The organism is Dolichospermum sp. UHCC 0315A, from assembly GCF_008121535.1.
Classification (GTDB): domain Bacteria; phylum Cyanobacteriota; class Cyanobacteriia; order Cyanobacteriales; family Nostocaceae; genus Dolichospermum; species Dolichospermum lemmermannii.
Map to the genome: position 1 here is coordinate 1,364,808 of NZ_CP043056.1, position 14,151 is coordinate 1,378,958.

The window sequence follows — 14,151 nt, forward strand, 5'->3', positions numbered from 1 at the left end:
CCCTCGCCACCTACTCGTAACTGGGAAGGCTGAAGTAGGGGAAAGCTATGTCTAAATTATGGTATAATTATCAAAACGATGTCGACTAAGGGCTACAATAATCATCCTTTATGACCATCAGCGCCATAAAATCTCTCACATTGCAGGAGTTTCTGATGCTACCGGAAACAAAGCCAGCATCAGAGTTCTTGGGTAGGGAAATTATTCAAAAACCTATGCCGAAAGGAAGACACAGCCGACTGCAAGGGAAACTTAGTAGCGAAATTAATTTGGTGAGTGAATCTGAAAAAATTGCCTATGCTTTCCCTGAACTTAGGTGTAGCTTTGGTAATCGCTCAATTGTTCCTGATATAGCAGTTTTTACATGGGAACATATTCCTTTCCTTAGCAGTGGAGAAGTCCCAGATAGATTTGAAGTAGCTCCCGATTGGGTAATTGAGATTCTTTCTCCTGAACAGAAATCAAATAAAGTGATTGGCAATATCTTGTATTGTATGGAGCATGGGTGTAAATTGGGATGGTTTCTTGATCCTGATGATTTAAGTATTCTAGTATTTTTATGCGATCGCCAACCAATACTGATGGAAAAAACCGATATTCTGCCTGTATTGGCAGGAGTAGAGTTAAAATTAACTGTTGATGATGTATTTGGCTGGTTGAGAATGGCTTAACTAAGCAATACCTTAAGACAAGGTAAGAGTTTTACTAAAGAAGTTATCTCCTCGCCACCAATGTTAAATTAGTCCGTATGGGGATTCCATCGCAGCATATATGACTGAATCAACATTGCCTAAACTAAATAACCCACAGATAGATAGTTTATCACCAGATTTTGTTAAGCCGCCGACACAAGACGAATTACTTTACGATGATGGGATTCCCATGGAGACTTAGCGCCATAAACTGCAAATGGATTTACTAGTTGATCCTTTGTCATATTGGCTACGCGATCGCGTAGCCTTTGTAGGCGGGAATATGTTTTGACAATTGATAAACTGAGGGGGATTATTGCGAATTCAGATCACCAAACCAATATCGATGAAAAAAAACGGTGTTCTACCTGTCCTAGTAGGATTAGATTTAAAAATTAACTGTTGATGATGTCTTTGACTGGATAAAATTGATATTTAGGCGATATTTAGCTACTTTATAAGGAAAATATTAGGTCAATATGCAAAACGCAAAAAATTCATCGCCAATGGCGTTCACTTTCAACAGTTGCTCAATATGACTAAATCCCAACTCCAGACTTTAATAAGTGGACGAATATTAGCCCGAAATACAATTTACAGTCTTATCGGTCAGGGAGCGCCATTACTAGTAGCTGTTTTTGCGATTCCGCAACTCATAAAAGGACTAGGTACTGATCGTTTTGGTATACTAACCCTGTCATGGATGGTTCTTAGTTATTTCAGTTTATTTGATTTAGGTTTGGGTAGAGCCTTAACTCAACTTGTGGCTGAAAAATTGGGAAAGGAAAGTGGTGAGGAAGAAATTCCTGCTCTGGTTGGGACAGCCTCTTTCTTAATGTTGATTTTAGGTTTAGTAGGGACGTTAGTTTTTGTAATTTTATCCCCTGCCATAGTTTATAATATCCTCAAGATTCCTACTGAATTACAGAGTGAGACTGTTGTTGCATTTTATCTGCTTTCTGCCTCAGTTCCCCTTGTTACTAGCACAGCAGGAACCGTAGGGATATTATCTGCTTTACAAAGATTTGACCTGATTAATGCAGTTCGCATTCCCTTGGGTCTATTGATGTTTCTTGGACCTCTGTTGGTATTGCCATTTTCCCATAGTCTTGTTCCAGTTATCGCTGTTTTATTAGTAGTTAGATTCTTAGCTTGGGGAGTTTATATATGGCTATGCCTTCTCGCCATGCCAGCGTTACAGCATCAGATACAATTTAGAAAATCATTATTAGTGCCTTTGTTAAAATTCGGTGGTTGGATGACTGTAACTAACATTGTCGGTCCACTCATGGTGTACATGGATAGATTTTTAATTGGGGGGTTAATTTCTGTTACTGCTGTTGCTTACTACACTACACCATACGAAGTAGTAACTAAGCTCTGGCTAATTCCCGGATCTTTAGTTAGTGTTCTTTTCCCAGCTTTTTCTACTAGTTTCGTCCAAGAACCTCTGCGTGCAAAGCAAATGTTTAATCGAGGTGTGAAATATATTTTTTTGATATTATTCCCCATTACTTTAATAATTGTTACTTTTGCAAATGAGGGATTAACTCTCTGGATAGGAAAGGATTTTGCTCAAAATAGCACTCTGGTATTGCAATGGTTAGCCGTAGGGGTTTTAATTAATAGCCTTGCTCAAGTTCCTTTTGCACTGATCCAAGGTGTCGGAAGACCCGATATTACGGCAAAATTGCATTTTATTGAGTTACCATTCTATCTGCTAATAGTGTGGAAATTCACCACTACTTTTGGAATTCTAGGTGCAGCTTACGCTTGGGTACTCAGAACAATAATAGATACTATACTTTTGTTCTACGTAGCACATATGTTTATACCAAACAATAAATCACTAATGCAATTCATGAGTTTTGCTATGGGTGTAACCGTATTGACTTCGGCTTTGGCAAATTTAGAGTTACAGCTTGACATTAAATTAATATATTGTTTATTAACATTGTTGACTTTTTTTGTCACAACATGGTTTCTAATTCTAGAAACTGATGAACGGACAATGATCAAGAAGAAACTAAAGGCAGTTTAATTTTTTAGTGCGTCAAGGAATTATGGTTGAAATAAAAGATGGTAATGAAATTCGTACTTATTCTTGTCCAAAGTGTTATTTATGTGGCAATGAAGGTAAGCTGCTTTATGAGAGTTTAAAGGATCGCCTGTTTGGTGCGCCTGGGGAATGGAATTTAAAGAAATGTACGAATCCTGAATGTGGTTTAGTATGGTTAGATCCAATGCCTGTTGAAGAGGATATTGGGAAAGCGTATCAAAACTACTACACCCACAATGATAAACCACAGCATGACAAGTATCTGCAGACAACAAGTTTTATACGGCTTTTGTTGCAAATAGTTTATCGTACTGTAACAACCATACCTTCATATATTCTAGGAATAAAGGCAGAACAATTTCAGCTTTCCCGGATGTATTTAAATAAGGTCAAGCCATGTAGACTATTAGAAATTGGTTGTGGTTCTAGTGAATTTCTGAGTCATATGCAGATAGCTGGCTGGGAAGTTGAAGGCATTGATTTCGATGCCAAAGCAGTTGAAAATCTCCGTGAAAAATATGGTATCAATATTCATTTGGGCAGTTTAGAAAGTGTTCAATATCCAGATAACTCTTTTGATGCTATCGCCATGAATCACGTAATTGAACATATACCTAACCCAGTTGCTCTACTGCAAGAGTGTTACCGTATTCTTAAGCCTGGTGGTTATTTGGTTGCTGTAACCCCAAATATTAATAGTTGGGGTCATCAAAAATTTGGAGCTAATTGGAGAGGTTTAGAAACGCCAAGGCATATTCATATATTTTCACAAACTACACTTCGAGAATCTGCCAATAAATCAGGATTTCAAAAAATTGAAACATGGACTGTGGCATCTCGTTCTTTGTCAATATTTAATGGAAGTTTTGATATACAAAAATTTGGTTATCATTCCATGAATAAACCAGATAATCAACTGCATATTCTCAAATCATTGATTTTTTGTTATACAGAGTATATTTTACTCAAAATACTTAAAATAAATCATGAATTAGGTGAGGAAGTTGTTTTATTTGCTCAAAAGAATTAAAGAAAGATAAACTATAAAACGTAAGCAGAAAAGCAGTTTTTTCTGCATAAACAACCCAATTTTTAGCCAGAAAAAATTTATTTATGACGTTCACGGAATTAAATTCTACCGTTGAGGGAATACTGTTTATATTAGTTATTTATAAGAGAAGATTAAATGAATCTGATTCATTCATATCATTGGTCAACTCTTTAAAAAATACTCATTTAAATATAGACATTTTCATCTATGACAATAGTCCTTCGTCAATGATTCTTAATGAAGAATTATCCGGCGAAAATTGGAAGATTCACTATGTTCATGACGAAACTAATCCTGGTGTAAGCAAAGCATATAACGAGGGATTTAAGCTAGGAAAAAAGCTGAATAAAAAATGGCTTTTACTTTTGGATCAGGATACTAAACTCCCCGATGATGCCATTATAAAGTATTGTAGAGCAGTGCTAGATAATAATGAACATTCTTTATTTGCACCTATCCTTGTTTCAACAAATGGCACTATATATTCTCCATGTAACTATTTCTTTAAAAGAGGTTTTCCGATGAATTCCATAGAGATTGGAATATTGAAAGCTAGAAGAAAATCACTACTAAATAGTGGTCTATTAATAAGTGTTGATATTTTCGAGAAAGTTGGTGGTTATAATGAAAGACTTAAGCTGGACTTTAGTGATTTTGAGTTTTTAGATAGATATCGAAAAATAAGTGACAATTTTTTTATTATCAATACTGAGTGTATACATGAACTTTCTTCCAATGAGCAAGATTTTCATTCGTCAATAACTAATTTCACAAGATATTGTAAGGGACTCAAGATTTATATTGTGGCTGATTTTGATAGTTTTTGTTTGTTTTATCTTACTTTGATAAGAGCCTGTAAATTATCATTCAGATTTAGAAATATAAATTTTATAGTGGTTTTTTTTGTTACATTACTTTCAATATCAACATTTAAGATCAATACTTGAAATAAACTCATCTCAAAATATTTTGTCCTTTAATTTTTCTTTTTAGAAAAATATCAAGTAATTATTGTATGATTTTATCATGTTGTTAGCTAAACTGCATCTATATTGAAAGCCATATTTTTTAGAATTTATTCCAGTTATTACAGGTTTTAATTGATAATATTTATATGCAAATATTCAAAATAAAAAAACAAAATATTAGTTTTTTCTTAGTCATTTTTTATATAATTTTAGCTTGCATTTTTTTCTATTTAGTTGTTAATCCATTGCAAGATACAGAAAAAATATGGATAGGGGCGGATACAGGAAATTATGTAGAATATTCAAAGTTATTGAGTGAAAATGAAGAGTTATTGACCATATCAAGCAACCTTCTCGGACCTATTTTTATCTTGAGAATGGTTAATCATAACTATGATTTGATTTTATTCATTAATTGTTTTTTGTTTTTTTTATCTTACATTTTGGTAAGAAATAATTTTAAAATAGATGAGCAAAAGTTTATTTTGTTATTACTAATGAATCCTATGTTATTCATTAGCTTGGTAAGTATTAATAAAGAAATATTTGGACTGTTTAGTATTACTTTATTGGCTTGTTTTTTGAAAAATAAAAATATTCTATATATTATATTATCTCTAATAACTTCAATCCTTGTAAGATGGCAGCAGTCTGTTGTAATTATATTAGTGTTCTTTATGACTGATAAGATTTATGTATATCGAGATAAGAAGATATTGAATTTATTGTTTATGATAGTGATAATTTCCGTAATTTATCCCTCATTTATTTCACCAATCATTAACCAAGTAATGGATTTTGAAACTCTTAATTCCCAGCAAGACAAAGCTTTTGGACTATCTATTTTGTTGAATGAGTTACAAGATAGATATATGTTCTTTGTTGCAGTAGTGCCAAAAATATTAATTAGCTATTTCGGTAATATAATTAAGGTTTTTACATTTCCCATAGAAACACTGAAATTACTAATAGAACCAGAGTCTGTTAATATTGAAAATATTTATAATACTTATATTATTGTTGGTCATCAAATCTCAATGTTAATTTTATTATTCATTTTTTCAAAAAATATTATTCAAAATAGAGTGAAATTTAATAACATAAGTGATAACATATTTTTGTGTGGAGTATATAGTATTTTATATTCTTTAGGTCTAGCAATTCAATATCGTTACTTTTTTCCAATATACATATTGTTCTGTTTAGAAATTTCTCAGAAAAAGCATTTAATTACCAAGTAAATCTATTTTATATCAAAAGGATAGTTTAATGAAAAAGAGTGTTTGTTTAGCAACTTTCAATGGCTCAAAATACGTTGAAAGTCAAATTAGTTCCATTCTAAAACAACTGAACCGAAATGATGAAGTTGTTATTTTTGACGATGCTTCGACTGATGATACATTAAAATTAATAGATAATTTCTGCGATTCGAGAATCAGGGTGATAAGAAGTTCAATCAATACAGGTGTAGTAAAAACTTTTGAACGTGCTATTAATAATGCAACAGGAGACATAATATTTTTAAGTGATCAAGATGATGTATGGCTTCCTAATAAAGTCGAGAAGATTTTAGAAGTATTCCAAAAATATCCTGATATTACATTGGTACTGAGTGATGCACAAATTATAGATTCAGAAGGTCAGATAACCGCAGATTCGTTCTTTAAAATTAGAGGCAAATTTGTTGCTGATCCACTTTCAAATTTTATCAAAAGTAAATATCATGGTTGTACTTTAGCCTTTAGGAGAGAAATGCTTGAAGTATTTCTACCGTTTCCTGCTGATATCCCAATGCATGATATATGGATTGGGATAGTTAATGGAATCTATGGGAAGGCTTTTTACATAGACGAACCTTTAATACAGCATAGGAGACATAGTAGTAATACAGGAAGAGGTATGTTTAACCATGCTGGAATTATCAAAATGTTAAAGTGGCGATTTGCTTTAGCAAAAAATATTGTAGCTCTGCTATTAAAACATGGAAATAGAAAAATCAAGGCTTGATAGCTAAGTAAAAACACATTGTTGTGTTTAGGCTGGCTGAAGTTAATTCAATTTAAAGCTAGAAAATAAGGTGTTGCAAAATAATTTTTATGAAACGAATCTGGATATTAAGTGAGTTGTACTTTCCTGAACAGACTTCAACAGGCCACATTCTAACAAAAATTGCTGAAGGATTAGCTGAAGAATACGAAGTAAAAGTAATCACAGGAGCTGCGACCAACTTTTTAATTCGGGAAAAGCGACCTAAATATGAGGTCAGATATGGTGTTGAAATATTTCGATGTCAGGGAACTGCTTTTAATAAAAATTTTTTCTGGGGACGTATAGTTAATTTGATAACTGGTTCTACTTCCATATTATGGAAAGCTTTACAAGCCTGTAAGTATGGGGAAATTATTCTAGTTGTGACAAATCCACCCTTACTGCCCTTTGTAGCATTAATATTGAGATGGCTAAAGAAGTATAACCAAATGGCAGCAGGTAAACCCATTATTGCTGTTGCAGACGATTGGTCTGAACTAGCAGAAGTTGTTCGGGAAGAGGAAATTGGTTGGATTGTCAAACCAGGTGATATTCAAGGATTAGTTAATACTATTAAATTTGCTAGTGATCATCCTGAATTGTGTTTGCAAATGGGAGTTAAAGCCGCAAAAGTTGCCAGCAGCAAGTATACGTTTACTCAAACTGACCAAGCTTACAAAAAACTTTTTAAGGAGATATGACCAAAAAAGCCCTAATCACCGGATTAACTGGACAAGATTGCTACAGCAACAGCAGCCTGATGATTATATTATTGCTAGTGGTGAAACCCACTCAGTTAAGGAATTGGTAGGATTTGAATAGCCCGATTATTCACATTCAAATTTTGAATAAATCCGTTAACAATCTGACGATTAGCATCATCTTCAGGTAAAATTAACAAATGTGGTTTATTCTTATTTATACTCATAATTCTATATCACCACAAATCAAAGAATTAATCAAATCGCCAGTAACAGGTATATCACTAAGCAATCTAATTAAAGTTGGTTCTAAGTGACTTTTTCTATCCAGAATAAAGGTGTTTTCATTGGAGAATTTTCTAATTGCTTCGGGATTATGAGAAGTTACTAAAATTTGGCCACTATCCTTAAATGAACGTCTCAGAGATGTAATAAAATGACCTACTTCTGAGATAGAGAGATAGTTGTCAGGTTCATCCCAAAAGCAAAAAACTGATCCATAGAATTTATTAGCAGATAATACCACAGCGCAAAGAAAAAAGCATTTTTCACCATCAGATAAATCTTGAAAGTTAACATTCAAGGTTGCATTATTTTCGGCAAATCTCACAATTAAACTTTTGAACTCTTTACCGATAAGTTCATTCAAAAAATCTTGAAAATCGGGCATGACTTCCCGCAAATATTTATCAACGTCTCTATAGGCCGCAGGATATCTACCAAGTAAACCAGAAAACCATTCCCCAATATTTGCACCATCTCTTTTTGGTTGTAAAGTTTCTCCGTGGGAATCTCCAGTCATTAAACTAGGAATTGGTGCTAGAATAATTATATGAGCCAGCCAATTTTTGAAAGTATGAAGTGGATCTGTTTCTGATTGCTCTTGAATGACTGGAAGGGCTACTAAATGCCAATCTACTAAAAACTGAGATTCACGATTTTGTGAACTACTATAAAGAGTAACTTGTGCTTCTTTACGAGAGTAAATTGGATTTCCTGCAACTAAAAGTTGTTCTTCAAAAACTCGCAATTCTTTAAATTTTTCTGGCAACTCTAAGGCCAGGACGTATTTATATAATTTCTCCTCAAGTAATACTTCTATTTCCAAGCGAATGGGAACATCATACCTGCCACGAGTAAAATCTTTAGACTTGACAAGTTGACCAACTCTATTTATACCTCTACCAATAGATTGAAATACCTCTAATGCAGTTGCAATAGTTGATTTACCTGTACCATTTTTTCCAATCAAGAGAGCAGATGACATCTCCTTCATGGTTAGTTCAAAGTTTTCTAAACATCTGAAGTTGTGTACATATAGTCTTTGGAGCATAATCAAATAATTTCCCGGAATGGCAAGTGAAAGAACTTTTTGATGAGATATACCAATTATAGGTTCAGATACCTGACCTCGTAGAAAAATCAAAACCTGAAACCCTTATCTGTTATTCCTTCTAATCTTATTCAGCAAGCCCTAACTAAAGTCCGCAGTACCTCAAAAAAAGATAGGTACTGCGGAATAAAAATTTTGATTTAATTCAAATACAGTCACAAATTTTAGACATTTTGGGCAGCAGGTAAACTATCGGTTGTAACTTCCGAACGAGGAAAAGTAGGTAAATCAATACCGCCATGATTTGTGTAGCGGTTTTTAAGTGCTAAACGATAACTCACACTTTGCAATTCGGCTTGCAATTGGCGATTTTCTCGTTGTAGGATTGTGACCTTGTCTCGCACTGGTGTCATGCGTTCCTCAAACTTACGACGGTAAATTTGGGGTAATTCCTGTACTACCTGCTCTAACATTCGACTACGATCAGTTAGTTCTTGTACAGACTGTCTTAATTGGTAAATCTCCGTATCACGATTCGTAATTTGCTCTTGATAGAACGTCACCTGCTGTTCGACGGCTTGAATTTGATCTCTTAAAGCCTGCAATTGACTCAAATCTATCTCTGGCTCAGATTTTGGCGGTGTAAAGTTAGTATTACCCTTAACTAGCCGGAATAGTTCTTGAGATAACTGTTGAACTAATTGATCTCGCAGTTGCAAGTCTTGGCGCAACTGCGAGATTTCGGTGGACAGTTCTTGGATGTTTGGTATATCAGATTGGCTCACAGTCACTTAAAGCTCTTACTTAATATATATAGTTAATTTTTCACTTGCGCCGATTATATCACATAGGTCGCAGTTCGAGTGAAATAATTGAGCGATTTTTAGTAATTTCCTGATGTCGCAGTATGACGCAGGCCATACTGCTGAACTGCTAAGAGACTTCCAATTAAAGAAATATCCAAAATTTCTTGTAGTGCGGGCATACTTCGACAAGCTCAGTACAAGTCTTGCCCGCTAATAATACAAGAACGATACCACAAAATTGGATAGCGAAGCCCTGCTGCAAGCAGTTCATCTTTTTTGTGGAGTTATCTAACTAATAACCTCGGAAAACGCGGTTATTAAGCTGCTACAACTTCTTCTGGTTTTTCTTTGTGAACTTCTTGCTTGACTGTCATATAGCGAATCACTTCTTCACTCAATCGCATTGCGCGTTCCATGATAGCAATTACAGTTCCAGGACCTGTGTAGTTGAGTTGAACATAAACGCCATCACGATGCTTTTGAATTTCATAGGCCAGACGACGCTTACCACGGTTTTGAATTTCAATATTCTCAGCACCGTGTTCACGAATTAAGTTTTCGTATTTGGCGATTTGTTGTACTACTTGCTCATCTCCCAAGTCAGGACGCAAAATGTACATGGTTTCGTAAACTGTGGTCATGTTTTTTAATTCACCTTATGGACAATGGCTGAAGAGGTATTAATTTATACAAATATTGCCATGGGCGATACTTTAATTGATTAACATCTCAAGCAACAAGGAATTTTGACAATTTTTTAGTTATTCCACAGTAGCACAATTTTGAGCAGGATTTGTCCACTGGTTAATAGTTTGTTAATTAAGGTCATAAGATTTTCAATATTTATCATATAATCTTACAAGTTTTTAATGGCAATCATTAAGCACATTCTGCTGGAACAAAGTATATTCAAGGATATTTGTCAAAGTTATGGCGCAGCGATATGTGCGAGTTCAAAGTCAAGAAGGGAAAATTTACTATGGGTTACTCCAGCTTTCTCAGAATGTAGAAGTGCTGGATGCTCCACCTTGGTTGGATGGTCAACCTACGGATTTAATCCTGCCATCCAATTCTTACACGATTCTAGCCCCCTGTGCGCCTTCAAAAATTGTGGGTGTAGGCAAGAATTATGCTGATCATGCGGCGGAAATGGGAACACCTGTACCCGCTGAACCGCTAATTTTTTTCAAACCGCCTACATCTGTGATTGCGTCAGAAAGAGAAATTAAGTATCCTTATCAGTCTCAACGGGTAGACTATGAAGGAGAATTGGCTTTGGTGATTGGCGATCGCACAAGTGATTGTACCCCAGCCCAAGCCCAAAGTAAAATTTGGGGTTATACCATTGCCAATGATGTTACAGCCAGGGATTTACAAAAAAAAGATCCCCAATGGACAAGAGCCAAGGGTTTTGATACTTTTTGTCCTTTGGGTCCTTGGATTGTCCGAGAATTAAACCCAGGAGCGAGATTACAGACGTTTCTGAATGATAATCCCCATCCAGTCCAATCTACTTGTATTGATCAAATGGTATTTTCCCCAGATTTTTTGGTGTCTTATATTAGTCAAGTGATGACTTTATTACCTGGGGATATAGTATTAACTGGTACACCGATGGGGGTAGGGGCTTTGCAAATAGGCGATCGCATCCGTGTAGAAATTGAAGGAATTGGTCGCCTAGAAAACACAGTTATCGTCCGTTAACTGTTAGCGTACTTGCATATGTACTGCATCGGAAATCGCGGGAATTTCCGCATACTTACCCATTAATGACTGAGCAACGGAATAAACAACTGCTGCTAATATCCCCATGAAAATGGTTGTATAAAGTGTTTGCATAGCAAATCCACTACCAGGAACTAATTTCACAATATCGGTCAAGATGCTACATAAAAAGATCACAATATCGAGAATGATGGCTTGCATCGTGTTAAAACGAATAAAATGATTAATTTTCTCGTTTCTGACCACCAACAGCCACAAAGCAAAGAAAATAATCATTCCCGCATAACGGACACCATAGTAAATTCTTAATAGTGGCAACAGGGGTAAAAATATCAGTCCTAACAGTGGAAAATCATTCATTAAAAACTGACCGAAAGCAAATACCTCAATCAAAGGCAGTAGATAAGGTAAACAGGCAAAAATTCGATCAGGGAAAGTTGTAGACCCGCGCCAAGACATTTTGTGTTCTCCTGTGGCTAAATTTTAACAGCTATTGAGCTTAGGATAACGCAGATGCTTGACCTTGCTGACAAATCACCAAATAGAACGAAAGGCACGGAAGCCACTTGGCAATAGATGCGTGGAGGAAGTGCCAACGGCGAATTTATTCGCCGTGACATGATAGAATTAATTAGCAAGTAGGAATAACCATCAACGCCAAGAAGTGTTTTATTAAGGAGAAACCCCTGATTTATCTCGTCTCGGCATAGCCGTAGCCTGGGTAAACAAGCAATGGTAAATCATGGAGCGTTTAACATTAAAAATTGATGGACTCACAAAAGCAGCAAAAAAATCAAAAGTAAGCGCAATTGCAATACCTGTCGTACTGGTAGTTGTCTTGAGCGTCTAGGAGGATAATTGACTATCCTTTTTAAGCAGGTCTTAAAGAATCTGCGTGTCTTTAGACCGCAGAGTGTCAACATTATTCTACATTGGCGACACGAAAGCCCATAACGCACTCGTATTGATCTGGCTGTTGTTCTGTAAACTTATTAATTGCTTGACCACAGCGCAGTTTACCTCCACCCCAGCGAGGTTGTCCACTACCATTTGCCAGTAAACAAGACTGACAGACCTTTTCAGAGCTAAGGATTTGATTGTCCATTAAAATGACTAACATCTCAACTCCTCCTTGTTCCAAATAGAGTCAGGAAGTAATCTAATGTTGGGTTACACTGTCGCTTCACCCAACCTACAAAGAATTGTAAGTTAATAAATCCACGTTCCTAACTAGATAATCTAGGTTTATTGTATCTTATATATCTTAGATTTTTGTAAATTTGAGTACAAAATAATACATAAGTTCAGGCTACCACGTTGATGAAAGTCAGCAATTCTTAGATAATGACGTTCCCAGTTCTCAAAGCTTTTCCGTCTAAATCCTATAATAAACAAGTTGCCTGATTTCTAACTTTGGTAATAGGTTTAACCGCAATCTCGATTTTCGTCAACTGCCATAAGGATAATAAACGTGACAAAAACTAATTCAGACCTGTTAAAAAACTCTGATCCTGCTATTAATGAACTAATTAACCAAGAATTACAGCGTCAACGAGACCACTTGGAATTAATTGCGAGTGAAAACTTTACCTCTGCTGCCGTATTAGCTGCCCAAGGTTCAGTATTAACCAACAAATACGCTGAAGGATTACCAGGTAAACGCTATTATGGCGGTTGTGAGTTTGTTGACGAAATTGAACAAATAGCCATTGACCGGGCTAAACAGCTATTTGGTGCGGCTCATGCCAATGTTCAACCCCATTCCGGCGCACAGGCTAATTTTGCCGTCTTCCTAACCCTGCTGCAACCAGGGGACACAATTATGGGTATGGACTTATCCCATGGAGGACACCTGACCCACGGTTCACCAGTGAACGTTTCTGGTAAATGGTTCCAAGTCCGTCATTATGGCGTAAGTAAAGAAACTGAACAATTAGACTATGACCAAATTCGTGATTTAGCTATCAAAGAACGGCCTAAACTCTTAATTTGTGGGTATTCAGCCTATCCTCGGATTATTGACTTTCAAAAGTTCCGCAGTATTGCTGATGAAGTTGGCGCGTACTTACTCGCAGATATTGCTCACATTGCTGGTTTAGTGGCGACTGGTCATCATCCCAACCCTCTGCCTTATTGTGATGTTGTCACAACTACAACTCATAAAACCTTACGTGGACCTCGCGGCGGCTTGATTTTGACTCGTGATGCAGAATTGGGTAAAAAGCTGGATAAATCAGTTTTCCCCGGTACTCAAGGTGGACCACTAGAACACGTGATTGCTGGTAAAGCTGTGGCTTTTGGTGAAGCTCTTAAACCTGAGTTTACAACTTATTCTGGCCAAGTGATTGAAAATGCTCGCGCTTTGGCTACGCAATTGCAAAACAGAGGATTCAAATTAGTGTCTAATGGCACGGATAATCACTTAATGTTAGTAGATTTACGTTCTGTTGGTATGACTGGGAAGAAGGGAGATCAACTAGTCAGCAGTGTTAATATTACCGCCAATAAGAATACAGTTCCTTTCGATACTGAATCACCTTTTGTTACCAGTGGTTTAAGATTGGGTTCTCCCGCTATGACTACTAGGGGTTTAGGTGTGGCAGAATTTACGGAAATTGGCAATATTATTGCTGATCGTTTACTTTCTCCAGATGCGGATACAGTCACTAAAGATTGTTTGATGCGAGTGGCGGCATTGTGCGATCGCTTCCCATTATATCCTCACTTGGAAATTCCTGTACCAGCCCTAGCTTAATAAACTTTGGATTTTGGGTTATTGATACTGATC

16 protein-coding genes are annotated in these 14,151 nt (G+C 35.9%); 10 read left to right on the forward strand and 6 right to left on the reverse strand.

Translation table 11 applies throughout. The features are described from left to right. The first annotated feature begins 110 nt into the window (after nt 1-110). The 8 genes from BMF77_RS06315 to BMF77_RS06350 all read left to right on the forward strand — a co-directional run bounded on the left by BMF77_RS06315 (nt 111) and on the right by BMF77_RS06350 (nt 7,499). On the forward strand, nt 111-671 hold the full coding sequence (locus BMF77_RS06315) for a Uma2 family endonuclease (RefSeq protein WP_148761504.1): 561 nt from the start codon (nt 111-113) through the stop codon (nt 669-671). Nucleotides 672-771: 100 nt separating this feature from the next. Continuing rightward, on the forward strand, nt 772-894 hold the full coding sequence (locus tag BMF77_RS28900; RefSeq protein WP_256370336.1) for a hypothetical protein: 123 nt from the start codon (nt 772-774) through the stop codon (nt 892-894). Nucleotides 895-1,227: 333 nt separating this feature from the next. Continuing rightward, a complete protein-coding gene (locus BMF77_RS06325) occupies nt 1,228-2,733 on the forward strand; it encodes a flippase (RefSeq protein ID WP_148761506.1) in 1,506 nt (501 codons plus the stop codon). A 22-nt stretch (nt 2,734-2,755) separates the two neighbouring features. Further along, entirely contained in the window at nt 2,756-3,781 is a 1,026-nt protein-coding gene (locus tag BMF77_RS06330) for a bifunctional 2-polyprenyl-6-hydroxyphenol methylase/3-demethylubiquinol 3-O-methyltransferase UbiG (protein WP_148761508.1), read from the forward strand. Between the two features lie 83 nt (nt 3,782-3,864). Beyond that, on the forward strand, nt 3,865-4,749 hold the full coding sequence (locus BMF77_RS06335) for a glycosyltransferase (RefSeq protein WP_148761510.1): 885 nt from the start codon (nt 3,865-3,867) through the stop codon (nt 4,747-4,749). Between the two features lie 167 nt (nt 4,750-4,916). Further along, nucleotides 4,917-6,011, forward strand: coding sequence for a hypothetical protein (locus BMF77_RS06340; RefSeq protein ID WP_148761512.1), 1,095 nt, complete (start codon nt 4,917-4,919; stop codon nt 6,009-6,011). A 28-nt stretch (nt 6,012-6,039) separates the two neighbouring features. Then, a complete protein-coding gene (locus tag BMF77_RS06345; protein WP_148761514.1) occupies nt 6,040-6,777 on the forward strand; it encodes a glycosyltransferase family 2 protein in 738 nt (245 codons plus the stop codon). 89 nt (nt 6,778-6,866) lie between these two features. Then, complete coding sequence (locus tag BMF77_RS06350; RefSeq protein ID WP_148761516.1) at nt 6,867-7,499, forward strand: glycosyltransferase family 4 protein; 633 nt, start codon at nt 6,867-6,869, stop codon at nt 7,497-7,499. Nucleotides 7,500-7,594: 95 nt separating this feature from the next. Here the strand turns inward: BMF77_RS06350 and BMF77_RS28570 are convergent, their stop codons facing one another. The 4 genes from BMF77_RS28570 to rpsF form a co-directional block, all read right to left on the reverse strand. Then, on the reverse strand, nt 7,595-7,726 hold the full coding sequence (locus tag BMF77_RS28570) for a hypothetical protein (RefSeq protein WP_256370337.1): 132 nt from the start codon (nt 7,724-7,726) through the stop codon (nt 7,595-7,597). Further along, nucleotides 7,723-8,832: an AAA family ATPase gene (locus BMF77_RS06360; RefSeq protein WP_148761520.1), complete on the reverse strand. Its 1,110-nt coding sequence runs from the start codon at nt 8,830-8,832 to the stop codon at nt 7,723-7,725. The genes BMF77_RS28570 and BMF77_RS06360 overlap by 4 nt, the downstream gene beginning before the upstream one ends. Nucleotides 8,833-9,056: 224 nt before the next feature. Continuing rightward, nucleotides 9,057-9,617 (reverse strand): Npun_F5560 family protein, encoded by a 561-nt coding sequence (locus BMF77_RS06365; RefSeq protein WP_148761522.1) that lies wholly within the window; start codon nt 9,615-9,617, stop codon nt 9,057-9,059. A 338-nt stretch (nt 9,618-9,955) separates the two neighbouring features. Further along, nucleotides 9,956-10,279, reverse strand: coding sequence for a 30S ribosomal protein S6 (gene rpsF / locus BMF77_RS06370; RefSeq protein WP_015078351.1), 324 nt, complete (start codon nt 10,277-10,279; stop codon nt 9,956-9,958). A 289-nt stretch (nt 10,280-10,568) separates the two neighbouring features. Here rpsF and BMF77_RS06375 point away from each other — a divergent pair, with 289 nt between their 5' ends. Then, nucleotides 10,569-11,342, forward strand: coding sequence for a fumarylacetoacetate hydrolase family protein (locus tag BMF77_RS06375; protein WP_148761524.1), 774 nt, complete (start codon nt 10,569-10,571; stop codon nt 11,340-11,342). A 3-nt stretch (nt 11,343-11,345) separates the two neighbouring features. On the opposite strand, the gene BMF77_RS06380 is transcribed toward BMF77_RS06375, so the two are convergent. Continuing rightward, nucleotides 11,346-11,822, reverse strand: a complete 477-nt coding sequence (locus tag BMF77_RS06380) for a Tic20 family protein (protein ID WP_148761526.1) — start codon at nt 11,820-11,822, stop codon at nt 11,346-11,348. A gap of 463 nt (nt 11,823-12,285) precedes the next feature. Next, nucleotides 12,286-12,483, reverse strand: coding sequence for a hypothetical protein (locus BMF77_RS06385; RefSeq protein ID WP_148761528.1), 198 nt, complete (start codon nt 12,481-12,483; stop codon nt 12,286-12,288). 351 nt (nt 12,484-12,834) lie between these two features. On the opposite strand from BMF77_RS06385, the gene glyA reads away from it, so the two are divergent. Continuing rightward, nucleotides 12,835-14,118 carry a serine hydroxymethyltransferase gene (gene glyA, locus BMF77_RS06390; RefSeq protein WP_148761530.1) on the forward strand — a complete coding sequence of 428 codons (1,284 nt, stop codon included), beginning with the start codon at nt 12,835-12,837 and terminating at the stop codon, nt 14,116-14,118. Nucleotides 14,119-14,151 lie beyond the last annotated feature (33 nt).